The following is a 25,500-nucleotide window of genomic DNA, read 5'->3' on the forward strand; positions in this document are numbered from 1 at the left end:
TTGTTACTTTTTTGTCAGTCTTTAACGACTGCTTATTTATAATATCATTTTGTGTTTTTATTGTCAATAACTTTTTTCAAGTTATTTTTAAAACAATTCACTGCTTTTCCCTCAACAACTTGCTGATGTCTCGCAGCGACAAGATTTATTATATTAGTATTTATTCTATTATATAATTATTCTCCCACCGATTTAATAAAATTATTCACTTATATCTCTTTTTTTCTCTTTTTTTTTCTTAAATTCATTTATTGATACACTAGGGGTAGTTTTTGCTTTATTTTTATATTATGCCTATTTAACTATACTTTTAAGCTATATTTCTTAAAATTTATTGCTCCATCTTTATTGAAAATGTTAATATAGGGTTTAAATTTAAAATAATACATTTATCAAATGATACTATTAAGCTTACAGTTTATTCTATTATAATGTTGAGAACCAAGTAAAAAGTAAGAGTGAATAGTGATGGTGAATATCACTCACTTCGTTCTTAATATTTATGGCTAGAACCCCATAAAAACTATGTTTTTATATAATCTTTAATCAATTTATTCTCTCTCAATTAGAATAATTCCATTTTTCAACTTGTTTCCTTATAATAAAAATAAGTTTTAATTTATAACAATTAAAACTTATTTCTATATTTATATTATTTTATTTCCTTAATTAATTTTTTAAACTTATTTCCTCTTTCCATAAAGTTAGGGAACATATCAAAACTTGCACACGCTGGTGATAATGTTACAATATCTCCCTCTTTAGCTATTTCTCTTGCAACTTCTACAGCTTCTTCAAGTGTTGATACTGTGTTAATTGGAACTACTATTCCCTTTTCTTTTTCTAGTCTAGAAAATTGTTCTTTTATCTTATCTTTTGTTGCACCTAATACTATTAGGTGTTTTATAAAGCTATATCCTTCAAATGCTAAGGGTTCAAATGGTAAGTTCTTATCATATCCACCAGCAATAAGAATTACAGGTTTTTCAAAAGCTTTAATACTTGCCAATGTTCTAGTTGGACTTGATGCTATAGAATCATTGTAGTATTCAACACCATCTATTTTTCTTATAAATTCGCTTCTATGCTCTACTCCCCCAAATGTAATAGCTACATTTTTCATTGACTCTACACTTACTTCATCACAAGTTGCAGCAAATGCAGCCAATAAGTTTTCAACATTGTGTAGTCCTTTCAGTTTTATATCTTCCCTTTTACAAACTAACTTACCTTTAACATATAATCCGCCATCTTTATATATAGCATCACTATCTTCTGATTTTCTAGTGAATGTATATACTCTACCTTTTGCTTCACTAATCATTTTATTAGTTATATCATTATCAAGGTTAAGAACTAATAAATTTTCACTTTCTTGATACTTAAATACATTTTTCTTACTATCTACATATTCATTCATATCTTTATGCATATCTAAGTGATTAGGAGATAAATTTGTTACTACAGCCACATCTGTTGATGTATCCATAGTCATAAGTTGAAAACTTGAAAGTTCTAATACAACTCTATCATTTTTTGTCATCTTCTCTATATTTGCAAATAATGGTGCTCCTATATTTCCACCTACCCAAGTGGTATATCCAGCTTCCTTTAAAATTTTATATATAAGAGTTGTTGTCGTTGTCTTTCCATCACTACCTGTTATTCCGTATACTTTAGCAGGACAATATCTTACAAACTCCTCCATTTCAGAAGTTACATATGCACCCTCTTCTTTAACCTTAACTAAGGCTTCACTATCAATTCTCATAGATGGAGTTTTGAAAACCACTTCAAATCCTGTTAGATTTGCTAAATAATCTTTTCCTAATTGAAACTTAACACCAAGTTTTGAATATTTATCTACAACTTCTTTAAGTTCATTTTCCTCTTTTTTATCAAATGCAGTAACCTTTCCCCCTAATGATACTAAAAACTCTATTAGTGGTATATTACTAACCCCTATGCCAACTACAGCAATATTCTTGTTTTTTATATATTTCTTGAATTCATTAAAATCTTTTTTCATTTCTATTTTCTCCTCCGAGATTAGTCGTAATTTTAATTATGCCTTACACATTCTATTTAATATCATTATATCATTTTTTCCTTTGCTTTTAAAATTTACATGCTTTAATTGTGATAATTTTCTTTCATTTTATATCATTTCATATTTTAGGCCTTTTTTTAAGTTCATGTCTTTGTTTGTTCATGTCGAAATTTTGAGAATTTATTTAATATATAAACTTATCATTTTTATATTGCACGTTTACCCATTATAGTGCTATACTTTGGTTGTGCCGTAAGGAATATGTTAAAATGATTCCCCAAAGTTTTAACATAACACATAACATATCCCCATGATTAAACCCTATTTTTTACCGGATTTTTATCCGGTTATTTTTTTTATTCTTAAATATAATTAAAAACTCAACAAATAATTTGTTGAGTTTTTTTTATTTATTCATACAATATATAGTTATCTTAGAATTCTACTCTTTCTTCTATATACTTAGCTAGTTCATCTATAGATATTCTAACTTGTTCCATAGTATCTCTATCTCTAACTGTTACTGCATTATCTTCCATAGTGTCAAAATCAACAGTAATACAGAAAGGTGTTCCTATTTCATCTTCTCTTCTATATCTCTTACCTATACTTCCAGCTTCATCATATTCAACATTGAATTTTTTAGCAAGCATGCTGTGTACTTCTAATGCTTTTTCACTTAATTTCTTACTTAGCGGTAATACAGCTGCTTTAAATGGTGCAAGAGCTGGGTGTAAGTGTAATACATTTCTAGAATCTCCACCTTCTAATTCTTGCTCTTCATATGCATTTATTAAGAATGCTAGCGTTACCCTATCAGCACCTAAAGATGGTTCTATTACATATGGTATATATCTTTCATTTGTTGTTGGATCTAGATAATTCATATCTTCTCCTGAATGTTCCATATGTCTCTTTAAGTCATAGTCAGTTCTATCTGCTATACCCCAAAGTTCTCCCCATCCAAATGGGAATAAATATTCTATATCACATGTTGCATTACTATAGAATGATAACTCTTCTTGACTGTGATCTCTAAATCTTAGTGAATCTTCTTTCATTCCTAGGTCAAATAAGAATTTTTTACAGTATTCTTTCCAATAATCAAACCATTCTAAATCAGTTCCTGGTTTACAGAAGAATTCAAGTTCCATTTGTTCAAACTCTCTTGTTCTGAAAGTAAAGTTACCTGGAGTTATTTCATTTCTAAAAGATTTACCTATTTGAGCTATACCAAAAGGTACTTTCTTTCTTGATGCTCTTTGAGTACTTTTGAAGTTTACAAATATACCTTGAGCAGTCTCTGGTCTTAAATATATTTCTGATTTATTATCTTCAGTTATTCCTTGGAAAGTTTTAAACATAAGATTAAATTTTCTTATGTCTGTGAAGTTCTTCTTTCCACATTTAGGACAAACTATTTCATGTTCTTCTATATATTTTTTATATTCTTCATTACTCCATCCATCAGCAACAGCAACTTCTGCTCCTTGTGATGTCATATGATCTTCTACTAATTTATCAGCTCTAAATCTAGCTTTACAATCTTTACAATCCATTAAAGGATCTGAGAATCCGCCAACATGACCTGTAGCAACCCAAACTTGTGGATTCATTAATATAGAACAATCTAATCCTACATTGTAAGGACTTTCTTGAACAAATTTTTTCCACCAAGCTTTTTTTACATTGTTTTTAAATTCTACACCTAAAGGACCGTAATCCCATGAGTTAGCTAAACCTCCATATATTTCAGATCCAGCAAATATAAATCCTCTATTTTTACATAAACTAATAATTTTATCCATAGTTACTTCAGCCATGAAAATTCCTCCTCTATTTACTTATTAAAATAAAAAAAACTATTACTTATTTAAGGGACGAAATTTAATTCCGCGGTTCCACCCTTATTAGCAATAGCTCAACTTTCATATTCAGTATTCAAAAGCGCCCTTCACAATAATTCTTTAATGATTTTCACCAAACATCATCTCTCTAAAAAAGTTTTATTGTTACTCCTCTTTATCATCATACATATTAAATTATATAAATAATTTTATCAAAAACCTTAATATTGTCAAGATAATTATTGTTATACTAAAAAAGCAATACATAAGTACTGCTTTAAATATCAATTTGGCTCCGCGAAAAGGATTCGAACCTTCAACCTATCGGTTAACAGCCGAGTGCTCCACCGTTGAGCTATCGCGGAATATTTATCTTATACTGTAATTATATACAAATCAATAATATTTTGCAATACTTTTTTTAGTTTTTTTATAAATTTTTATAAAAGGGTAGGAATTATTATTCCCACCCATAGTATACATTATTTATTTAATGGTTTCATTGTTGGGAATAAGATTACATCTTTAATAGATGTAGCATTTGTTAAGAACATTATCATTCTATCTATTCCTATTCCTAATCCACCTGTTGGAGGCATACCTATTTCTAAAGCGTTCATGAACTCTTCATCTATCATGTATGCTTCGTCATCTCCAAGTTCTCTTTCTTGTTCTTGTTGCTCAAATCTAGATCTTTGAACTATAGGATCATTTAATTCTGAGTAAGCATTACATACTTCTCTACCATAAACAAATCCTTCAAATCTCTCTGTAAACTCTTCATTTCCACGTTTCTTTTTAGTTAGTGGTGATATTTCAACTGGGTAATCACAAAGGAATGTTGGTTGTATTAAATTCTTTTCACCATATTCTTCAAATAGTGCATTTAATACATCTGCCTTTGTACAGTCTTTTAATTCTTTTTTAAATTCTAAGTGTTTTTCTTTTGCTATTGCTTGAGCTTCTTCATCTGATTTTATTTCATTGAAGTCAACACCAGCATATTCTTTAACAGCATCAACCATAGTTAATCTTCTCCATGGTGGTGTGAAATCTATTTCTGTATCTTCATACATTACTTTTGTTGAGCCATTAACTTTTTCACAAACATAGGCAATAAGCTGTTCCATTATTTCCATCATGTCATTATAATCTGCATAAGCTTCATATAATTCTATACATGTAAATTCTGGGTTATGTCTTATACTCATTCCTTCATTTCTGAAGTTTTTACCCATATCATAAACTTTTTCAAATCCACCAACTATACATCTCTTTAAGTATAACTCTGTAGCTATTCTTAAATACATATCTATATCTAATGTATTATGATGTGTTATAAATGGTCTAGCTGCAGCTCCTCCAGCTATTGGTGATAGTATAGGTGTTTCAACTTCTATGTATCCTCTGTTGTCAAGGAACTCTCTTACACCTTTTATAATTTGAGATCTCTTAATAAATGTTTCTCTAACTTCTTTATTCATTACAAGATCTACTTCTCTTTGTCTGTATTTTAAATCTGGATTTTTAAGTCCATGCCATTTTTCTGGTAATGGTTTTAATGATTTACTTATTAATTGAACTTCTTCTGCACGAATTGAAGTCTCACCTGTTTTAGTTACAAATGCAGTTCCTTTAATTCTAACAAAATCTCCAATATCAAATGTCTTAGCATCTTTGAATGACTCTTCTCCAACTGCATCTAATCTTATATACACTTGGATTTTTCCATATCTATCGTGTACATCACAGAATCCAGCTTTTCCTTGAAGTCTTTTTGACATTAATCTTCCTGCTATAGTTACTCTTTCTTCACCTAAGCTTTCAAAGTTGTCTTTAACTTCTTGTGATGTGTGAGTTCTATTAACTTTATAAACATCAAAAGGATCTTTTCCTGCTGCTTGAAGTTCTGCAAGCTTTTCTCTTCTAATTCTTACTTGTTCATTAAATTCTTCTTCTTTAGCTTTTATATCTATTAATTCTTCATCAATAGTATTTGAATTGTTTTCTGCCATTGGTTATTCCCCCCTATGCTCTTTTAATCTCAAGTATTTTATATTTGCTTACTCCATCTGGAATAGCTACTTCTACCATTTCCCCTACTCTTTTTCCCAAAAGAGCGCTTCCTACTGGTGATTCATTAGAAATTTTATTTTCCATTGGATCTGCTTCAGCTGATCCTACTATTAAAAAGTCAACTTCTTCATCAAAGTCATAATCCATAACTTTAACAATAGATCCTACACCAACTACATCTGTATCTAATTCTGATTCATCTACTACATTTGCATTTCTTAGCATATTTTCAAGTTGTATTATTCTACCTTCAACAAAAGCTTGTTCATTTTTAGCTTCATCATACTCAGAGTTCTCACTTAAATCTCCGTATCCTAGTGCAACTTTTATCTTCTCAGTTATTTCTTTTCTTTTTACTGTTTTTAAATATTCTAATTCCTCTTCTAGCTTTTTAACACCTTCATAGGTCATTACATACTTCTTTGAATCACTCATGTCTTTCTCCCCTTTAATTATTTATAATTAAATTTATTCTAATTTCTTACTTTAAATTCGCGACTTGTGTATTTACCAATACTTTAAGTTATTATAAATCAGCTATTTAGTTGTGTCAATAAAAGTATATGTGCATGCTTTCCTATTATAACAACATATTCTTATATATTATCCACAAATACACTTTTATATTCAATTAGTATACTCATCAGCTCATCATAAGTTACTGCTGAGTTTACTTTGTCCTTAATATCTGTACAATACTTTAATCCTTTTATATACCATGCTATATGCTTTCTCATTTCTCTTATAGCCTTTTTCTCTTCAAAATATTTAACGGCCAAATTTAAATGATTTATGCACATTTCAACTTTTTCTACTCCTGTTGGTCCTACAACTTCTTTTCCATCTAAAGCTGCTTGTATTTCTCTAAACAACCATGGGTTACCCATAGCTCCTCTTGCAACCATTATTGCATCACAATTAGTATGCTTTTTTATGTTTAGAGCATCTTCATAAGAAAATACATCTCCATTTCCTATAACAGGTATTTTCACAGCTTCCTTAACTTTTCTAATTATATCCCAATCTGCACTTCCATTGTACATTTGTTCACGTGTTCTTCCATGTACAGCAATAGCATCAGCTCCTGCGTCTTCTAAAGCTTTTGCAAATTCAACAGCATTTATGTTGTCTTCATCAAAACCTTTTCTAAATTTAACTGTGATAGGCTTTTTACTTACCTTTTTCATTTCACTTACTATTTCAGATGCTAACTTAGGATTTTTCATTAGTGCAGAGCCTTCTCCATTTTTCACAATTTTAGGCACTGGACACCCCATATTTATATCTATTATACGTATATCATCATTTTCACTAAATACACTAGCAGCATAAGCCATAATTTTAGGATCATTACCGAATACTTGAATAGCTACTGGTTTTTCCTCATCTGCAACTCTCATTAAAACTTCAGTATTTTTACTTCCATAGAATAATCCCTTAGCACTTACCATTTCTGTATACACGAGTCCACATCCCATTTGTTTACAAATGCCTCTATAGGCTATATCTGTAACTCCTGCCATAGGTGCTAAAAACACCTCATTTTCAAAATGAAGATTTGCTATATCCATAAAATCACCTATTCCTTGTTCTTTTCATATATAATTCTAAGTCCATCTAATGTTAAAATTGGTTCTATTTTATCTACATACTTCGATTCTTCTGATATTAATGTAGCCAGACCCCCTGTTGCAATAACTATAGGATCCTCTTCACCTTTATCAATCATTTCTTGTTTCATTTTTTCTACTATATAATCAACTTGACCAACGTATCCATATATTATGCCTGCTTGCATACTTGAAACAGTATTTTTACATATTACAGTTTCTGGCTTAACAAGTTCTACTCTTGGAAGTTTTGCAGCTCTTTCAAACAATGCATCTGATGCTATTTTTATTCCTGGACAAATTGTACCACCTAAATAATCTCCATTTTTGTTTATAGCACAAAATGTAGTGGCAGTTCCAAAGTCTATTATTATCATAGCTTTTTTATATTTTTCAAAGGCCGCTACTGCATTTACTATTCTATCTGCTCCAACTTCTTTTGGATTATCATATTTAATATTTATTCCTGTTTTCACTCCAGGTCCTACAACTATAGGATTTTTACCAAAATACTTTCTAATCATATGTTCTAATGAATACATAATATTAGGTACAACTGATGAAATTATTATTCCTTTTATATCATCTTTATTTATATTATTTTGTTCAAATAATTGTCTAACTTGTATACCATACTCATCTGCACTTCTCTTATGATCAGTAGATAATCTCCAATCGGCTATTAATTTTTTATCTCTATATATCCCTAAAACTATATTGGTATTTCCAACATCTAAAACAAAAATCATTTAAATCCACCTCTATACAATTAAAAGCAGCCCTTAGAGCTGCTTTATAGATTATGTTAATAAGTAAATGTGTAAATTAATAATTTAATTTTAACAACTTAATATATTTTGTCAAGTATTTAACTAGCTTTAACAGCTTAAATTTAAGGCTTTAACATAGTTTATTTTCTCTTACCCTTATTTATTTTAATACATTATTCACAAATTGTACATTATAATAATACAATTATACAATTAGTAAACTAACCATCTGTAAGTGCATTTGTTAAATTTTCTATAATTATATACATTACATATTAATTTTTTATAACATCTAGGGTTACAAGTTCAAATTTTAATAAATAACTTAAAGTTTCAACTTGTATTCCTGTAGCTACTTTTTATTAACTTTAATGAGATTAATCAAGAGTATTATTTAAATTCTTGATTAATCTCATTAAATTAATTATATTTATTGTTACTTTGCTAACAATACTAAATCCTCGTTATCATCTAACTGTTAGCTTTATTAAATATTTAAGTGTTCTTTTATGACATTTCAAATTTCGGTAAGGTATTAATTATTTCTTCTTCATCTTTTAATATTTCATATATTTCTTGTTTAAAGCTACCTTCTCTTGAATTCATTACTAGTCTTTTGTATGCGTCTTTCAAACTTTCTTCTTTGTTTTTTACATATCCTGCTACAACATTTATTGCATCTTTATTCTTATTGTTAAGCTGCACGTTAATTACCCCCTAACATATTTTGTAATGCTTCAATATGATTGCTGTGCTTATTAATTAAACCCTCTAAAGAGTTTATAGCCACTTCATCACTTGAGTGCTCCAAGTATTTTTTATACTTACCAATAAGCACTTCTTCTTTTTCAATAACTCCTTTTATATCACTTTTGTTTTGAAATATCATAGGTGAATCACTCCTTTTTCTTTTATTATGGTCAATATAAAAAAGGTATATACCCCTTTTGGATATATACCTTAATAATTCATATTTTATTCATTTTAACCAAACATTGAAAGAAGTACACCTGCTGCAACAGCACTACCTATAACACCAGCAACGTTTGGTCCCATAGCATTCATAAGTAAGAAGTTTGTAGGATCATATTTTTGTCCCACAACTTGAGATACCCTTGCTGCCATTGGAACTGCTGAAACTCCAGCTGATCCTATAAGTGGATTTATCTTTCCTTTAGTTACTTTATACATTATTTTTCCTATTATAACACCTGATGCTGTTGCAATAGAAAATGCTAATACTCCGATTACTATTATACCTATAGTTTTTGGAGTTAAGAAAACTTCTGCTTTTGCAGTTGCTCCAACTGATAAACCTAAGAATATAGTAATTATATTTATTAATGCATTTTGAGCTGTGTCTGCAAGTCTTCCAACAACTCCTGATTCTTTAAATAAGTTACCAAGCATTAACATACCAACTAATGGTTTTAATGATGGTAAGAATAATATTACAAGCATCGCAACTACTATTGGGAAAATAACTTTCTCAGCTTTTGATACTTGTCTTAATCCTCCCATTTTTACTGTTCTTTCTTTTTCTGTTGTTAATGCTTTCATTATCGGTGGTTGTATCATCGGTACTAGTGCCATATATGAATATGCCGCTACAGCTATAGGTCCAAGTAAGTCTGGAGCTAATTTATTAGTTAAAAATATTGCTGTAGGACCATCTGCTCCACCTATTATTCCTATTGAAGCTGCTTCTTGTGGTGTAAATCCAAATAACATAGCAACTGTAAATGCAAAGAATACTCCAAATTGAGCTCCTGCACCCATTAGTACGCTAGATGGGTTTGCAAGTAACGGACCAAAGTCTGTCATGGCTCCTACACCCAAGAATATTAATGGCGGGAATATCTCCCACTTAACACCTCTAGACAAGTAATACAACAGTCCTCCTGCCTCACCATGTGCTGGAGCTGCCATAATGTCTGCTACTGGCAAGTTAGTTAAAAGCATTCCAAAGGCAATTGGCAATAGTAATAATGGTTCAAATTGTTTTACTATAGCTAAGTATATTAAAACACCTATTATTACAAACATTATTAATTCTTTATATGTTAATGCTGCGAATCCAGAGGAAGCTATAAGGTCTTTTAGAACTTCTAAAATATTCATTTATTTTGCCTCCCTTTTATTATCCGATTACAGCTAATACGTCTCCTGTGTTTACAGCTGCTCCTTTTGCTACGTTTACGTCAGCTACTACACCATCTACTGGTGACATAATTTCATTTTCCATTTTCATAGCTTCTAAAACAAATAGAACATCACCTTTTTTAACTGTTGCACCATTTGTTGCATTTATTTTAACTATTGTTCCTGGCATTGGGCTTGTAACCTTTTCGCCACTTGCATTTGATTTTTTTGGTGCTGCAGTTTTTGGCGCTTGAGGTGCTGCTTTTGGTGCAACTGGTTGTGGTGCTGATGTAAATTCACCTTTTACTTCCTCAACTTCTACTTGATATATATTTCCGTTAACTGTTACGTTATATCTTTTCATAATTCTTAATTCCTCCCTAATTTAACAAACTCAATTATCTTAAATTGTTCCATTTAGAATTTGAAACTCTCTTTATACTTCTTATATTTAATCCTTCTAATGATGTTCCAAATTCTAATGCTAAAGCTCCCATTATAGCAGCAACTATTTCAGAATCATCTTGAATATCTATTTCTTCAAATTCTTCAACAGACTCAGCTACTACAACTTGTGTAGATTCATCAGATTTTTCATTTTTAGCTTTTTTAGTTGTTTTAGCAAATATAAAACTTTGAAATTTTATTATATACATTAAAATAACTAATACTGCAAAAACGATTAACATTGCTACTACTGAAACGCCTAATGAATAGGTTAATTTTTCAATAAAAGTTCCTTCCATATCTGATACCCTCCTACACTAATGTGCTTCCATGTTTTTTAGGGTACTCTAATTCTCTTTTAGTTTGTAACATGTCAAACATAGCAAATAACACTTGCTTTGTTTCACTTGGTTTTATAATGTCATCTATTAAACCAACTTCAGCCGCTAAATAAGGATCTGCTACCTCTTTTGTTTCATTTGATTTTAAAGAAATCTTAGCTGTTGGCCAAGCTATAGCTTTATCAAATGCAACTTCTTTGCTTGCAAACGCCAAATATCCAGCACCATAAGCTTCACCTGTAACTAAAGCAACTTTTGGTACTGTAGCATCTGCAAATGCATAAACCATTTTTGCAACATTTGAAGCTAATCCATTTTTCTCTTCTTCTAAACTAACCACAAATGCTTTTGTATCAACTATTGTTAATACTGGTATATTGAAACTATCACATAATCTAACAAATTTACTTACTTTATTAGAAATGTTTACATTTAATTCACTTTGCTCATTTCCTGTTGCAACAACTCCAACAGTTAATCCATTTAATTTAATAAAATAAGTGCTTATTGCAGTTTTTTCACATTTATTTATTTCTAAAACTGAATTTAAATCTGAAATAGCATTAACTATTGAATCTTTTGTAAATGTTTCATTTTCCATTTCATTATTTAATTCTTCTTTTGCTATGTTTAAATCAGAACATTCTTCTCCTAAACAAGCACCTTCTAAATTGTTTGATGGTATGAAATCAAATATTTTCTTTATAGTTTCTATAGCTTCCATTTCACTTTCTACTGCAAAATGTGCATTTCCACTTTTAACAGCTCCATCACCACTATAACAATTGTTATTTATGTATAATGCTTCCTTAATTCTTAAGCTATCATTTGTACTAACACTTAATTCTGATATATTTTTAACTACTACAGTAAAATCACTTAAAGTAGCATTCATCGCCATAGTTCCATTACATGGTCCTGCAACCATTGATATTTGTGGAACAACTCCACTTAATTTTGATGATTTTCTTAAAATATTTCCATAAGATGCTAAAAGTTCTAATCCTTCTGAAACTTTTCCACCTATTGAATCAAATATTTTAATTATAGGTGCACCCATTTTTGCAGCTTCATCCATAATGTTGCAAATCTTTTTGCTTACAACACCATTAAAAGATGCTCCTTCAACTGTGTAATCTTCACTATATACATAAACTAATCTTCCACCTATAGTTCCATGTCCAGTAACTACACCTGCACCATTTTTTTTCATTAAACCGCCAACTTCTATAAAAGAACCCTCATCCAATAAATTTAAAATTCTTTCTCTAGCAGTCATTTTCTCTAAATTATGTTGCATTGCAACTTTTTCTTCTCCACCGCCTTGGTGAGCTTTATGTCTAACTTCATCAAAGACATTCAGTTTATCCATATCATTGCCTCCTGACTTTTGAATACTCATGTTACCCACAAACAATAATATCATAATTGTTTCAGGTTGTATACAATATTTGCAAGTTTTATTTCATTTTTCTGTGTATTGAAAAAAAACTTCTGTTTATCTATAAGAAAGAATTAAATTATTCGTTTTTCAAATATTGATACTAAAAAAATAATATTTATATCACCTTTTAAAACTTCATAACAATAGAAAAAGACTAACTATAAAACTACATTTTTATAATTAGTCTTTTTTATTTTAATTATTCATTATATAGGTCTCCAAATTTTAGAATTAAGTTTGATTTTCTATATTTTTAAAACTAAATTCTATACTTTAATTTTTAAATTAGAATAATCCGTATATAACACCATTTTCATCTATATCTATTTTTTCAGCTGCTGGAACTTTTGGAAGTCCTGGCATTGTCATAATATTACCTGTTAATACAACTATAAATCCTGCACCATTAGATAATCTTACTTCTTTTATAGAAATTTTAAAATTTGTTGGTCTTCCTAATAACTTTGGATCATCTGATAGTGAGTTTTGTGTTTTAGCTACACATATAGGTAATTTGTCTGCTCCTATTTTTTCAATCTCTTTTATTTGCTTTTTAGCTGCAGGTAAAATCTCAACACCATCAGCTCCATATATTTCTTTTGCAATTCTATTTATCTTTTCAATTATAGATAGATTCTCATCATATAATACTTTGAAATCATCTTTTCCTTCCTCTATAACCTTAACAACTTTTTCAGCAAGGTCCATTCCACCTTCTGCACCTTTTCCCCATACTTCTGTTAAAGAAACTTCTACACCTAATTTTGCACAGAATTCTTTTATGAAGTTAATTTCTTCGTCACTATCACTTACAAATTTATTTATAGCTACTATAACGGGAACACCAAATTTTTTAACATTTTCTATTTGTTTTTCTAGATTTCCTATTCCTCTAGATAAAGCTTCTACATTTGAATTGTTTAATTCATCTTTAGCTACACCACCGTGATGTTTTAATGCTCTTATTGTTGCAACTAAAACTACAGCACTTGGTTTTAAGTTTCCATATCTACATTTTATATCGAAGAATTTTTCTGCACCTAAGTCTGCTCCAAATCCTGCTTCTGTTATTGCATAATCACCTAACTTTAATGCCATCTTAGTAGCTAATATACTGTTACATCCATGTGCTATATTAGCAAAAGGTCCTCCGTGAATTATTGCTGGTGTATTATCTAATGTTTGTACTAAATTAGGTTTCACTGCATCTTTCATAAGCATTGCCATTGCACCATGAACACCTAGCTCCTTACAATAAACTGGCTCTCCATCTAGATTATATGCAACTAATATATCTCCAAATCTTTCTTTTAAATCCATTAAACTATTAGATAAACATAATATAGCCATAACTTCTGATGCAACAGTTATAGTAAATCCATCTTCTCTTGTAAATCCATTGGCTTTTCCACCAAGTCCAACTAGTACTTGTCTTAATGCTCTATCGTTCATATCTAAAACTCTTTTGAATAAAATTCTTCTTGAATCAATTCTAAGTACATTGCCTTGGTGAATATGATTATCTATTGCTGCACTTAATAAGTTATTTGCACTAGTTATTGCATGCATATCTCCTGTAAAATGAAGATTTATGTCTTCCATTGGAACCACTTGTGCATATCCACCACCAGCAGCACCACCTTTAACACCAAAAACAGGTCCTAATGAAGGTTCTCTTAAAGCTATAACTGCATTTTTACCCATTTTTTTCATTGCTTGTCCAAGTCCTATTGTAACTGTTGATTTTCCTTCACCTGCAGGAGTTGGATTTATTGCTGTAACTAATATTAGTTTCCCATTTTCTTTTTCTCTATTAAGAACATCCAATGATATTTTTGCTTTATATTTACCATAAAGCTCAACATCATCTTCCTTTAATCCCATACTTTTAGCTACCTCTACTATAGGTAACATTTTAGCACTTTGTGCTATTTCAATATCTGTTTTCATAACTTACGCCCTCCTAAAATTAATCTAATTTTTCTTTCTTATTATATAGAGTTACAAATTACAATTTTAACTTACACCTTTATTCATTCATAAATTTGAATTATCTTTTAACAATAGCCTTCACTGAGTTATTCTAAAATTATGTATAAATTATAATTCTACTTTGTTTCCCTACTATTAATAAGCCCCCTTTTATATATACTATTTTAACTTCAATTAAACCTACAATAAAATGTTAAAGATTTATTAATATTTTCAATATCACGTACATTTTATTTGTTTCATATAATATTATACGACATATTGCGTACTTTTTCACCTGTTTTATGGATTTTGTTAATAAAAATAAATAGGTATGAATTCATACCTATTTATCAAAATTATATTTCTTTATTATCTGATTCTTCATTTGAAGCTTCTTCTTTTGAAGTTTCCACTTCTTTTGCTTCATTAATCAGTTCATCTTTAACTATAGCTTCTTCTTTATCACTATTTTGTAAAGTTTCATTAGAATTTTCTTCTAATTGTTTTTCTTCATTTTTAACAAGTTCATCTAAACTTTTTCCATCCATAATAGTGTTAAATTCTTCAGCTGTTAATTTTTCTCTTTCCATAAGAGCTTGTGCTACAGCATGTAATTTATCAACATTTTCAGTTAGAATTGTTTGAGCTCTTTCATAAGCTTCTCCAACTAACTCTCTTATTTCTTTGTCGATTAATGATGCTACTTCTTCTGAGAAATCTCTTGAATGACCAAGATCTCTTCCTAAGAATACTTCACCTTGCTCTTTTCCAAATGATATTGGTCCAAGCTTTTCACTCATGCCATATTCCATAACCATCTTCTTAGCTATAGAACTTGTTCTGTCTATATCATTTTTAGCACCAGTACTTATTTCTTTAAGTATTAAAGCTTCTGCTACTCTACCGCCTAGAAGACCTACCATCTCATCTTTTAATTTAGAACGAGAAGTGTAACTTGTATCTTCATCTGGTAAGTGAAGAGTATATCCACCTGCCATACCTCTTGGAATTATACTTATTTCATGTACTGCATAAGAGTTTGGAAGATATTTAGACACAACTGCGTGACCTGCTTCATGGTAAGCAGTTAATCTCTTATCTTTATCACTTATAACTCTTGATTTCTTTTCTGGACCTGCAATAACTCTTGTTATAGCTTCCTCAAGTATATCCATAGTTATAACTTTCTTTTTACCTCTTACTGTTAATAATGCAGCTTCATTCATTAAGTTTTCTAAGTCAGCACCAGTAAATCCTGGAGTTCTCTTAGCTAGTACTTTTAAATCAACATCTTCACCTAAAGGTTTATTTCTTGAGTGAACTTTTAATACTTCTTCTCTACCTTTAACATCTGGTGGACCAACAACTATTTGTCTATCAAATCTACCTGGTCTTAATAATGCAGGGTCTAGTATGTCAGGTCTGTTAGTTGCAGCAATCATTATAATTCCTTCATTAACCCCAAAACCATCCATTTCAACTAGTAATTGATTTAATGTTTGTTCTCTTTCATCGTGACCTCCACCAAGGCCAGCTCCTCTTTGTCTTCCTACAGCATCAATCTCATCTATAAATATTATACAAGGTGAGTTTTTCTTTGCTTGCTCAAATAAATCTCTTACTCTTGAAGCACCTACACCTACAAACATTTCAACGAAATCTGAACCAGAAATACTAAAGAATGGTACTCCTGCTTCTCCTGCTACTGCTTTTGCAAGTAATGTCTTACCTGTTCCTGGAGGACCAACTAAAAGTACACCTTTTGGAATTCTTGCTCCAACTTCTATATATCTACTTGGATTTTTTAAGAAGTCTACAATTTCTTCCAATTCATCTTTTTCTTCATCTTCTCCTGCTACATCATTAAAAGTAACTTTCTTTTTATCAGGTGTAGCCATTTTTGCTTTGCTTTTTCCGAAGTTCATAACTCCACGGTTTCCACCGCCGCCGCCACCAGATTGTTGCATAAACATGCCCCAAAATGCTACTAACATTATTATTATTAAGAATGTTGGTAACATTGTAAACCAGAATGGGACTTCTTGAGGTGCTGAATACTTAACAGATTCTATTGTTTTATTTTCAACATCACTTCTTAATTCAGCAAATTCTTGACGTGGCATTTGTGTTATATATTCTGTTCCATCATCAAGTTTTCCCATAATAGTTATGCCATTTTCGTCCATAGTGGCCGTTTTAATTTTACCATCTTTCCAATTCTGTTCGAATTGTATGACATCTAATTGTTTTATACTACTTTTTCCATCATATAAAGAAAAAGCAGATACTATTACCAATATTAAAACTATTAACCAGACCGTTGCGCTAGAAAATTTCTTCACTAAAGGCCCCCCTCTCTTTCTAATAGTATTTTATAGTTAAACTATTAAATATTATATCATAAACAAAAAAATATGAAATAATAATAATATAGTAATTTATTCATATTATTTGTAAATTGACTCTTTTAAAATACCTATGTATGGTAAATTTCTATATTTTTCAGCAAAATCCAATCCGTATCCTACTAAAAAACCATCTTCTACATCATCAAATCCAATATATTTTGCATGTACTTCTTCTTTTCTTCTTTCAGGTTTATTTAATAAACATGCTATTTCTAAGCTTTCTGGATTTCTAGCACTTAGATACTTCATTAAATATTTAAGTGTAACACCTGAATCTATAATATCTTCTACTATTAATACATGCTTTCCTTTAACTTCAAAGTCTAAATCTTTTATTATTTTTACTATACCTGAGCTTTCACTAGAACTTCCATAGCTTGATACTGCCATAAAATCCATAAAACATGGTATTTTTATTTCTTTTACAAGATCAGCCATAAATATAACAGAGCCTTTAAGTATTCCTAATACCAAAAGATCCTTACCTTCATAATCTCTAGTAATTTCTTTCCCCATCTCAATTACTCTATTCTTTAGTTCCTCTTCTGATAATAGAACCTTTTCTACATCTTGTTTCATGATTTTCCTACCTTTCTATAGCTACCATTAAAATATTTTTAGTATCTTTATCTATTTTGAATTTTTCACTAACCTTATATCCAACAATCCACCCAACTTCATTTCCAAAACATACTAAGGGTGTTATGTCTCTAGTCTCTCTAGGTACTTTCATATTAATAAATATGTCCTTTAACTTTTTAGTTCCTGTCATACCTAGTGGCGAAAATTTATCTCCATCTTTTCTATATCTTAATTTGATTTCTCCATTTATTTTATCCAAATCAAAATATTTTACATTATCACTTTTTTTAAGTTTTGAATTATTTATCTTTTCTAAAACCTTTGTTTCTACATATGCATCTATTGAATCACAATATTTTCTTTCATTAATATTTATATTAAATTCTAACTCATTTTTATTATTACTTTTTTGCATATATATATGTAGATTTTTATATACATTTTCAACTTTTACGTTTCCAGGTACAAGGACAAATTTACCAGTATTGTGATTATACAATTTTATTATGTCATTAATGTGACTACTTTCTATATTGTATAAGTCACCTTTAACACTTAAAATTGCTTTTCTAATAACTCTGGATACAACAGCCTTATGCTCATTAAATAGTTCACTATATATTATAACCCTATCTTCTTTTTTATCACACCATTTATGAAATTTTTCATTAGAAACTTCCTCAATAAATTCATTATCTTCATTTAATAATGTACTCATTCTGTTTAATGTTTTAACTATATCTTTATTAAAGTTTTTTTCAATATATGGTATCAACTCTAATCTGACTTTATTACGAGCATATATGCTTTCATAATTGGTTTTATCTATTGCTGGAGTTAACTTTTTATCGCTACAATAATTTTCTATTTCCACTCTAGAACATTCAATTAAAGGTCTTATAAAAACCTCATCTCTTACAGGCTTTATTCCTATTAATCCTTCACTTCCGCTACCTCTCATTATCCTCATCAAAACCGTTTCTGCTTGATCATTTAAATTATGAGCTATAGCTACCTTATTATAATTATTTTCCTCTGAAACTTTTTTGAAAAAATCATATCTAGCTTCTCTACCTGCCATTTCATGTGACATTCCAGTAGTTTTAGCCATTTCATTTATATCTATTCTCAATAAATGAAATGTTATATTTTTTTCTTCACAGTATTTTCTACAAATATCTTCATCTCTTTCTGCATCATTTGCTCTTAAAAGATGGTTTACATGTGCTGCACCTAACTCTATGTCTAATTCATCTTTTAAATCATTTAATATGTTTAAAAGCGTCATTGAATCTGGGCCACCAGATAATGCAACTAATACCTTATCCTTTTTTTCTATCATTCTATTTTTTTTAATTGTTTGTAGAACTTTATCTTTCACAAAATCACTTCCCAATTCATGTTCATCTAACCATATTAACATATATTATCTTTTAATAAAATACTATCATTCGTTTTTTTCATTTATAAAATTATAAATTATATTTTTAAACTACCATTATATAAGTTATTTTTTGACTTCATATTATACTACATAATTACTTATGTTTTCGTTTCAAAATAACACAATTTTACATATAGGTATTTTAAATTTTACACTTTATTCGATGTTTGACAATCCTAACTAATATTATTCACTTTTTAGTTTTGATTCCATTTATAGAGTTTTAAGTTCAAATTTAAATAATATACTTATTAAATGATACTACTAAGTCACCACTTATTCATATTCATAGCTAATTTAATATAGATTATTGATAAAAAAAGAAAAAAAATGAAGAAATGTAAAAGCACACTTCTTCACATAAATATAACAGTAAATTAAGGGAGCTTTTCTATAGGATTTATAAACTAGCTACAACTTTATAAACCCCATAGGAGAGAATCTATTTTTATTTTACTTGTTCTCAACTTTTAATTATATACATTAGACACTTTTGACACTATTACTGTCATATCATCATTCACCTTATTCTTACTAATCTTCTTCGCTTCCTCAATAATTCCATTTGCAAGTTCTTCTACATTATCTTCATGCCTTATCATATAATCTAATATCCAATCAATCCTTCCACCTTCCTCAACATCTGAAATTCCATCACTTATCATAACAATTAAATCTCCATGTTTTATTTCTCTTTTATATGTTTCAATATCCGCTTCATCTAAAACACCTATAGGTAAGCTTTTTGATTTTATAATATCTACCGTATCATCTGATTTTATAAAACTTGCTACCGCTCCAACTTTCATAAAATCTATCTCTCCTGTATATAAATCAATACTTGCTAAGTCTATAGTAGAAAACTTCTCCTCTTCACAGAATTTTAAAGTCATTATAGAGTTTACAGTGTTTATCGCTGTTATTTTACTAAATCCCGCACCAGTAAATTTCTCAATTAGTTCAACAGCCGCCTCACTCTCCCTTCCAGCTTGTGGCCCTGATCCCATACCATCACTTAATACTGTCATGTAATTTCCTATTCCCATATTTCCAAACACGAAACTATCTCCATGTACATTAAATCCTTCTTTACTTGCCTTTGCTACATAAGTATTAATTTTAAAGTTAGGTGCTTCTTCAAAAACTATAGTGCACTTATTAGTTTTTGGATTTATATTGCACTTATCTTCATTTATTATCATAGATTTTCCTGTAGCTTCATTTATTAATGGCAATATTTTATTAGAATATATTGTTAAAGACTCATATTTTTCAGAAGTTATCCTCACAACATCCCTTCCTTTATCGTCTACAATACAAAATACATCATCATAATATAAAGCATTTTTCTCTAACAACTTCAATATATCTCTTTCAAGATCTCCATCAGTTTCAATATCCTCATTAAATTCATCAACAAGCTCCTCAACAGATTTTGCCATGTTATTTATTTGATTTGATAAAAGTTCTCTCCCTTCACTTAATCTATTTCTCCACATTTCATTTATTATATATTTATTTACAACATCTTCTGAATTTCTAGTTAATGCTCCTTTCTTTAAACATTTTCTTTCTAATTCTATTGGAAAACCTCCTATATTTTTTTGTTTATTTTCTATAAGTTCTGCAAATGCACTATACGTTGCATGATGCTCCCTACTCCAACATATACAATTAGCATTGCACTCCGAACAAACTCTCGTAGCTAAATTATCTATAAGTTCAGCACTTTTCGTTTGCATCATAAGTTTATCATTATCTACTAAATCAGCTAAAATCGTAGACATATTCTCTAACACATCAGAAAAACTATCTAATTTTCCTAAATATATATTTCTTATATTGTTTAAATAATTTCTATCTAAATTAATCTTTTTCTTTTCACTATTTATTTCTGCCTCTATATTATTATAAAATTTCGAAGGTATTAGAAAGAATAATCCTACTGCAATAATTCCGTCTATAAGTGCAAAATTTTTATCTGGTAAATTTACACTTGACGTGATTATATATACTCTTGCAATAAGAAATGTAACCAAAAATGATATTGCAACAAAACTCTTCCCAGCTTCTTTAAACGCTCCAGCTATTAATCCAACCATTCCAAGTACTGCAATGTACAAAAGTATTGATTGATTACTCATTCCAATTATAGCTCCCATTGATATACCAACAGTTGCACCTATTGCACTACCACTAGTAAAACTAAAAAGAAGTACAATAGCAAAAGCTAATATGTTAGTTAATGAAACTCCAAATAATTCAATTCCCCAAGTTCCTGCAACTAATATTGAAACTACTAGTGACATACAAATAATTTCTTCATCTCTAAATAAATGTTTTGTTTTTATTTCTTTAAAGAATGTATTACTTGTTTGTAACATAAAATATATTGGGAATATACAGCAAAGACTAGTTACAGTAACAACTAATGACATTGTAAAATTAAACTCATTACTAAATAAGTTATATATCAAAATTGTAGAAGAAAGAACTGCTGCCATAGCTATTTTTCTTTTCTTTTCATCTAACTTTGTTTTTGATAATGTTAGTGCCATAATTGTAACTATAGGAACTAATGCATAATACATACTTGCATTTTTTATATACTTTTCCATTGTTATATATCCAAGCAATGTTCCAAAAGCTGAAATTAATGACATCTTGCTATTTTTGTTACTTAATACAACTATTAAAAACGCAATACCAAAAGGAGCTGTGCTATTTATCATCATTGTTCTACTTATAAAAATACTCATAATAAATAAAATTCCGGCTTTTAAATATATGTTTTTACTACTCTCCTCACATTTAGTTGTATTTATCTTTCTAATTCTTTCATATGAATTTATTTCTGCACCATATTGCACTTAAATCACCCACCTATTAATTTATAAATTTATTATAACAAGGCTTACTGGAAATTAATGTCATTCGATGGGGTTGTCCATTAAGTTTTTTCTGACATGAATTTTTTATTTTTTACTTTTAAATTACTTGCTAAAAAGTCATCTAAACGGCTAGCTTTTACATTATATGGTAATTATTGGGTTTGTTTTTCCATTTTAAATTTGAATTAAATATATGTTTAATGTTGTCATATCAAAGTGGTTTTTATTATAAAATAGGATTTTTTTAATTAATTTTTGTGTAATAAATTTGGTAACAGATTTTTATGTGGTTAGATGTCAAAATTTATTAAGAGAAATAAAAAAAGACTTGCCATTGCAAATCTTAATGTGGTAGCGGAAATAGGACTTGAACCTACGACACTTCGGGTATGAACCGAATGCTCTAGCCAGCTGAGCTATTCCGCCATGTTGGTTGCGGGGGCAGGACTTGAACCTACGACCTTCGGGTTATGAGCCCGACGAGCTACCAGCTGCTCCACCCCGCGATATTGGTGCTTGAGACCGGAATCGAACCGGTACGGTGTTTAACCACCGCAGGATTTTAAGTCCTGTGCGTCTGCCTGTTCCGCCACTCAAGCGTATTCAATTTTTAAAGTTTTTTGGTTGCGGGGGCAGGACTTGAACCTACGACCTTCGGGTTATGAGCCCGACGAGCTACCAGCTGCTCCACCCCGCGATGTTGGTGCTTGAGACCGGAATCGAACCGGTACGGTGTTTAACCACCGCAGGATTTTAAGTCCTGTGCGTCTGCCTGTTCCGCCACTCAAGCGTATTTTGTTTTAACACAATTACAATGTGCATGGTAGCGGAAATAGGACTTGAACCTACGACACTTCGGGTATGAACCGAATGCTCTAGCCAGCTGAGCTATTCCGCCATGTTGGTTGCGGGGGCAGGACTTGAACCTACGACCTTCGGGTTATGAGCCCGACGAGCTACCAGCTGCTCCACCCCGCGACATTGGTGCTTGAGACCGGAATCGAACCGGTACGGTGTTTAACCACCGCAGGATTTTAAGTCCTGTGCGTCTGCCTGTTCCGCCACTCAAGCGTATTCAATTTACATTGCTTTGTGTTTTGTTTCGTCGCTTTCAGTTCCCAGCGACAATATTTATTATAGTGGAATCACACCTTCTTGTCAACACTTTTTCTACATTTTTTTTGTGTTTTTTAAAACAGTCCTCAAACGCAGTGTTTTAAAGGCTTTCAGATATATTAGTATACTCCATATTCATTAAAAGTATGTATTTTTTATAAAAAAAAGTATAAAAAATAGCTTACAAATTTCATTTTATCCCTCTTAAAAATTATAAATTATATATAATAGCAAGGTTGAAACCTCGCCTGCTTTATCAATTGACAGTTGACAATGGACATTTGACAGTTATGGATTATATTATTCATTTCATTCATAATATATTTGATTATTTCTTGTTTAAACCTCTTACCCCTTTGTAGCTGAGACTTTAGTCTTGGCGATTTTTAATATGGATATAAATTTAAAAATATCAACGTGTAACAGCAAGGTTAAAACCTCGCCTACCGATTTGTTGGCACTCACCTACAGAGATTGGCACTAATTGATACTCTACAATGGACATTTGATAATTGTGGATAGTTGACAGTTTCTATATAAAAAAAAGGAACGTTATTTAAACGTTCCTTTTGAAAGATTTATATTAATAACTTGAGCTTTTTCTTGAATAGCCACGACCTTTATTGTCTTGACTTTTTTTCAAATCTTGAAATCTTTCTTCACTGTCTTTTGAGAATTTAGATAACATATCTTCAAAAGATGATGAAGTAGCTTTAGCTTTTTCTTTATCCCAATCTATTTCAGCAGGTTTCATAGATTTTTTAGGTACACCTGCTTGTTTTATTGATAGACTCATTTTTCCATTGTCATCAACTGAGATAATTTTAACTTTTACAACATCATTTTCTTTTAAATGTTCTCTAACATCCTTTACAAAAACATCAGATACTTCTGAAATGTGTACAAGTCCTGTTTTACCTTCCACTTCTACAAAAGCTCCAAAATTAGTAATATTCACAACTTTACCTTCTACAATACTTCCAGCCTTTAAGGTCATATTAAAAAGACTCCTCCTTAAATAATGTTTAAATTTATATTATGTTAAAAAACATAAATGCTTATTTTTTGTTTACACTTTCATCTATTACAGGCGTCTCACCATCTTTAATAAGACCAAGTTTTTCACGAGCTAGCTTTTCAATGTATTTGTCTGTTTTAGATAATTCTATCTCATCCTGTAATTTTATATTTTCTTCTTTTAGTTTTTTAGATTCAACAGTGTAACCATCTAGATTATTTTTTTGTCTCTTCATTATTATTTGTTGATTTATCAAAGTGCCCGTTAAATAAATACCTAGAACCCCTAGTATACAGTACTTCGTTTTTTTCTTCAATATTCCATTCACCACCTAAAACGAATAATACCCTTAATTATATCCTCAACAAAATAAAATATACTTATTAACTAACTCATAAGTATATTTTAATTTGTATTTTCAATTAGTTCAAGTTATTTTGTGTTAATTTTTAATTTTTCCGTTTATTTTATATATGCAAAATCTTACAGGATAAGACACAAGGTAAAAGATTACTCTTATTATTTTTGTAAAGCTATGTAATAGCTTGTTTAAAATGTCTATAAACGTAGAACTTATAACCTTTATGTATATTAATAATCCTGTCAGTATATAAACAAAAACATTAAAATTCATATATGCGTAATTAGTATACATCATGAATAGAAATACTATGCAGCCAGTAGCTATCCAAAACAATACATCTTCTACTACAGTTACTATCTTGCCTATATTTTCAAAACCTCTAATTATTCTATATAAATCAAATAGAACTCCTATAAGAACTCCACTTACCAAACTAAAAATGAACAACAATAGTTGCCTCTCCATTGTTAACAACATAATTTAGTTACCTAAAAAGCTTTGAAAAAGCACCTTTCCCTTTTCTTGGTTTCTTTTCCTCACTAGTGTAAACTATATAATCTATCTTTCCACTAATCATTACATCACCATTTTGCACATCTAATTTGTTCATTTTTAAGTTACTCCCTCTTATCTCCATTGAACCTAACACAGTTGTCAAAAGAATTTTCTCATCATCAAAACTTATTATTTCTTGAACTCCATTAAGTGTCATCTTTTTTCTTGAATCTAATGTCAAATAACTTTTTTTATCTTCTATTTTATTATTTTTATTTTCCATATGGTCCTCCTTGCATATTCTCTCCATAAATATAGTATTTCTATAGTATATATATATGCTTGAAAATGGAAAATATTTTAAATTCATATGTACTTCTTAACTTATTTAATAAATTAGTTCTAAATATTATATCTTAATTTTTTTATATTCATATCAAAAACGCCAAGATTGAAATCTCAGCTACTAAGGTGAAAAGAT

21 protein-coding genes, 9 tRNA genes and 1 other annotated feature are annotated in these 25,500 nt (G+C 29.8%); all 30 genes read right to left on the reverse strand.

Going from position 1 to position 25,500, the window contains the following annotated elements; translation table 11 throughout:
• Nucleotides 1–652: 652 nt before the first annotated feature.
• The 30 genes from murD to yabP all read right to left on the reverse strand — a co-directional run bounded on the left by murD (nucleotide 653) and on the right by yabP (nucleotide 25,302).
• Nucleotides 653–2,029, reverse strand: a complete 1,377-nt coding sequence (gene murD, locus BN346_RS19755; RefSeq protein WP_040330839.1) for a UDP-N-acetylmuramoyl-L-alanine--D-glutamate ligase — start codon at nucleotides 2,027–2,029, stop codon at nucleotides 653–655.
• Nucleotides 2,030–2,484: 455 nt separating this feature from the next.
• Nucleotides 2,485–3,873, reverse strand: coding sequence for a glycine--tRNA ligase (locus BN346_RS19760; protein WP_040330840.1), 1,389 nt, complete (start codon nucleotides 3,871–3,873; stop codon nucleotides 2,485–2,487).
• A 50-nt stretch (nucleotides 3,874–3,923) separates the two neighbouring features.
• Nucleotides 3,924–4,088: a binding site (T-box leader), on the reverse strand.
• 99 nt (nucleotides 4,089–4,187) lie between these two features.
• Nucleotides 4,188–4,262 (reverse strand) — tRNA-Asn (locus tag BN346_RS19765).
• 117 nt (nucleotides 4,263–4,379) lie between these two features.
• Nucleotides 4,380–5,888: a lysine--tRNA ligase gene (gene lysS, locus BN346_RS19770; RefSeq protein ID WP_101541731.1), complete on the reverse strand. Its 1,509-nt coding sequence runs from the start codon at nucleotides 5,886–5,888 to the stop codon at nucleotides 4,380–4,382.
• Nucleotides 5,889–5,925: 37 nt separating this feature from the next.
• On the reverse strand, nucleotides 5,926–6,408 hold the full coding sequence (greA, locus tag BN346_RS19775; RefSeq protein ID WP_040330842.1) for a transcription elongation factor GreA: 483 nt from the start codon (nucleotides 6,406–6,408) through the stop codon (nucleotides 5,926–5,928).
• A 161-nt stretch (nucleotides 6,409–6,569) separates the two neighbouring features.
• The gene (gene dusB, locus BN346_RS19780) at nucleotides 6,570–7,544 is read right to left on the reverse strand and encodes a tRNA dihydrouridine synthase DusB (protein WP_040330843.1); all 975 of its coding nucleotides are present in this window, start codon (nucleotides 7,542–7,544) and stop codon (nucleotides 6,570–6,572) included.
• Between the two features lie 8 nt (nucleotides 7,545–7,552).
• Complete coding sequence (locus tag BN346_RS19785; RefSeq protein ID WP_040330844.1) at nucleotides 7,553–8,332, reverse strand: type III pantothenate kinase; 780 nt, start codon at nucleotides 8,330–8,332, stop codon at nucleotides 7,553–7,555.
• A gap of 528 nt (nucleotides 8,333–8,860) precedes the next feature.
• The gene (locus BN346_RS19790; RefSeq protein ID WP_040330846.1) at nucleotides 8,861–9,058 is read right to left on the reverse strand and encodes a hypothetical protein; all 198 of its coding nucleotides are present in this window, start codon (nucleotides 9,056–9,058) and stop codon (nucleotides 8,861–8,863) included.
• A gap of 1 nt (nucleotide 9,059) precedes the next feature.
• Entirely contained in the window at nucleotides 9,060–9,242 is a 183-nt protein-coding gene (locus tag BN346_RS19795; RefSeq protein WP_040330847.1) for a hypothetical protein, read from the reverse strand.
• Between the two features lie 95 nt (nucleotides 9,243–9,337).
• Nucleotides 9,338–10,474, reverse strand: a complete 1,137-nt coding sequence (locus BN346_RS19800) for a sodium ion-translocating decarboxylase subunit beta (RefSeq protein WP_040330848.1) — start codon at nucleotides 10,472–10,474, stop codon at nucleotides 9,338–9,340.
• A 19-nt stretch (nucleotides 10,475–10,493) separates the two neighbouring features.
• A complete protein-coding gene (locus BN346_RS19805) occupies nucleotides 10,494–10,859 on the reverse strand; it encodes a biotin/lipoyl-containing protein (protein WP_040330850.1) in 366 nt (121 codons plus the stop codon).
• Between the two features lie 34 nt (nucleotides 10,860–10,893).
• Entirely contained in the window at nucleotides 10,894–11,241 is a 348-nt protein-coding gene (locus BN346_RS19810) for an OadG family protein (RefSeq protein WP_040330851.1), read from the reverse strand.
• Nucleotides 11,242–11,254: 13 nt separating this feature from the next.
• A complete protein-coding gene (locus BN346_RS19815; protein WP_040330852.1) occupies nucleotides 11,255–12,655 on the reverse strand; it encodes a carboxyl transferase domain-containing protein in 1,401 nt (466 codons plus the stop codon).
• A gap of 357 nt (nucleotides 12,656–13,012) precedes the next feature.
• Nucleotides 13,013–14,677 carry a formate--tetrahydrofolate ligase gene (locus BN346_RS19820; protein WP_040330853.1) on the reverse strand — a complete coding sequence of 555 codons (1,665 nt, stop codon included), beginning with the start codon at nucleotides 14,675–14,677 and terminating at the stop codon, nucleotides 13,013–13,015.
• Between the two features lie 380 nt (nucleotides 14,678–15,057).
• Nucleotides 15,058–17,043 (reverse strand): ATP-dependent zinc metalloprotease FtsH, encoded by a 1,986-nt coding sequence (gene ftsH, locus BN346_RS19825; protein WP_040330854.1) that lies wholly within the window; start codon nucleotides 17,041–17,043, stop codon nucleotides 15,058–15,060.
• Nucleotides 17,044–17,148: 105 nt separating this feature from the next.
• Nucleotides 17,149–17,688, reverse strand: a complete 540-nt coding sequence (gene hpt, locus BN346_RS19830) for a hypoxanthine phosphoribosyltransferase (RefSeq protein WP_040330856.1) — start codon at nucleotides 17,686–17,688, stop codon at nucleotides 17,149–17,151.
• 7 nt (nucleotides 17,689–17,695) lie between these two features.
• Nucleotides 17,696–19,072 (reverse strand): tRNA lysidine(34) synthetase TilS, encoded by a 1,377-nt coding sequence (gene tilS, locus BN346_RS19835; protein WP_187372154.1) that lies wholly within the window; start codon nucleotides 19,070–19,072, stop codon nucleotides 17,696–17,698.
• A gap of 533 nt (nucleotides 19,073–19,605) precedes the next feature.
• Complete coding sequence (gene spoIIE, locus BN346_RS19840) at nucleotides 19,606–22,005, reverse strand: stage II sporulation protein E (RefSeq protein ID WP_040330857.1); 2,400 nt, start codon at nucleotides 22,003–22,005, stop codon at nucleotides 19,606–19,608.
• A gap of 370 nt (nucleotides 22,006–22,375) precedes the next feature.
• Nucleotides 22,376–22,452 (reverse strand) — tRNA-Met (locus BN346_RS19845).
• Nucleotides 22,453–22,456: 4 nt separating this feature from the next.
• Nucleotides 22,457–22,532, reverse strand: a tRNA-Met gene (locus BN346_RS19850).
• A gap of 4 nt (nucleotides 22,533–22,536) precedes the next feature.
• A tRNA-Leu gene (locus tag BN346_RS19855) sits at nucleotides 22,537–22,625 on the reverse strand.
• A gap of 22 nt (nucleotides 22,626–22,647) precedes the next feature.
• Nucleotides 22,648–22,723: transfer RNA gene (locus BN346_RS19860), tRNA-Met, on the reverse strand.
• A 4-nt stretch (nucleotides 22,724–22,727) separates the two neighbouring features.
• Nucleotides 22,728–22,816 (reverse strand) — tRNA-Leu (locus BN346_RS19865).
• Nucleotides 22,817–22,847: 31 nt separating this feature from the next.
• A tRNA-Met gene (locus tag BN346_RS19870) sits at nucleotides 22,848–22,924 on the reverse strand.
• Nucleotides 22,925–22,928: 4 nt separating this feature from the next.
• Nucleotides 22,929–23,004, reverse strand: a tRNA-Met gene (locus BN346_RS19875).
• A gap of 4 nt (nucleotides 23,005–23,008) precedes the next feature.
• Nucleotides 23,009–23,097: transfer RNA gene (locus BN346_RS19880), tRNA-Leu, on the reverse strand.
• 628 nt (nucleotides 23,098–23,725) lie between these two features.
• Nucleotides 23,726–24,139 carry a S1 domain-containing RNA-binding protein gene (locus tag BN346_RS19885; protein WP_040330858.1) on the reverse strand — a complete coding sequence of 138 codons (414 nt, stop codon included), beginning with the start codon at nucleotides 24,137–24,139 and terminating at the stop codon, nucleotides 23,726–23,728.
• 61 nt (nucleotides 24,140–24,200) lie between these two features.
• Complete coding sequence (locus tag BN346_RS19890; RefSeq protein WP_074432748.1) at nucleotides 24,201–24,491, reverse strand: septum formation initiator family protein; 291 nt, start codon at nucleotides 24,489–24,491, stop codon at nucleotides 24,201–24,203.
• A gap of 111 nt (nucleotides 24,492–24,602) precedes the next feature.
• Entirely contained in the window at nucleotides 24,603–25,001 is a 399-nt protein-coding gene (gene yabQ, locus BN346_RS19895; RefSeq protein WP_040330859.1) for a spore cortex biosynthesis protein YabQ, read from the reverse strand.
• Nucleotides 25,002–25,008: 7 nt separating this feature from the next.
• Nucleotides 25,009–25,302 (reverse strand): sporulation protein YabP, encoded by a 294-nt coding sequence (yabP, locus tag BN346_RS19900; protein WP_040330860.1) that lies wholly within the window; start codon nucleotides 25,300–25,302, stop codon nucleotides 25,009–25,011.
• Between the last annotated feature and the right edge of the window lie 198 nt (nucleotides 25,303–25,500).

This window comes from Clostridium ihumii AP5 (assembly GCF_000612845.1).
Taxonomy (GTDB): Bacteria; Bacillota; Clostridia; order Clostridiales; family Clostridiaceae; genus Clostridium_J; species Clostridium_J ihumii.

Coding starts and splice junctions, on each gene's coding strand:
- murD (WP_040330839.1), bottom strand. CDS start 2,029: ATGAAAAAAGATTTTAATGAATTCAAGAAATATATAAAAAACAAGAAT.
- BN346_RS19885 (WP_040330858.1), bottom strand. CDS start 24,139: ATGACCTTAAAGGCTGGAAGTATTGTAGAAGGTAAAGTTGTGAATATT.
- BN346_RS19785 (WP_040330844.1), bottom strand. CDS start 8,332: ATGATTTTTGTTTTAGATGTTGGAAATACCAATATAGTTTTAGGGATA.
- yabQ (WP_040330859.1), bottom strand. CDS start 25,001: ATGTTGTTAACAATGGAGAGGCAACTATTGTTGTTCATTTTTAGTTTG.
- BN346_RS19800 (WP_040330848.1), bottom strand. CDS start 10,474: ATGAATATTTTAGAAGTTCTAAAAGACCTTATAGCTTCCTCTGGATTC.
- BN346_RS19810 (WP_040330851.1), bottom strand. CDS start 11,241: ATGGAAGGAACTTTTATTGAAAAATTAACCTATTCATTAGGCGTTTCA.
- greA (WP_040330842.1), bottom strand. CDS start 6,408: ATGAGTGATTCAAAGAAGTATGTAATGACCTATGAAGGTGTTAAAAAG.
- BN346_RS19795 (WP_040330847.1), bottom strand. CDS start 9,242: ATGATATTTCAAAACAAAAGTGATATAAAAGGAGTTATTGAAAAAGAA.
- hpt (WP_040330856.1), bottom strand. CDS start 17,688: ATGAAACAAGATGTAGAAAAGGTTCTATTATCAGAAGAGGAACTAAAG.
- BN346_RS19815 (WP_040330852.1), bottom strand. CDS start 12,655: ATGGATAAACTGAATGTCTTTGATGAAGTTAGACATAAAGCTCACCAA.
- dusB (WP_040330843.1), bottom strand. CDS start 7,544: ATGGATATAGCAAATCTTCATTTTGAAAATGAGGTGTTTTTAGCACCT.
- BN346_RS19820 (WP_040330853.1), bottom strand. CDS start 14,677: ATGAAAACAGATATTGAAATAGCACAAAGTGCTAAAATGTTACCTATA.
- BN346_RS19805 (WP_040330850.1), bottom strand. CDS start 10,859: ATGAAAAGATATAACGTAACAGTTAACGGAAATATATATCAAGTAGAA.
- BN346_RS19760 (WP_040330840.1), bottom strand. CDS start 3,873: ATGGCTGAAGTAACTATGGATAAAATTATTAGTTTATGTAAAAATAGA.
- yabP (WP_040330860.1), bottom strand. CDS start 25,302: ATGGAAAATAAAAATAATAAAATAGAAGATAAAAAAAGTTATTTGACA.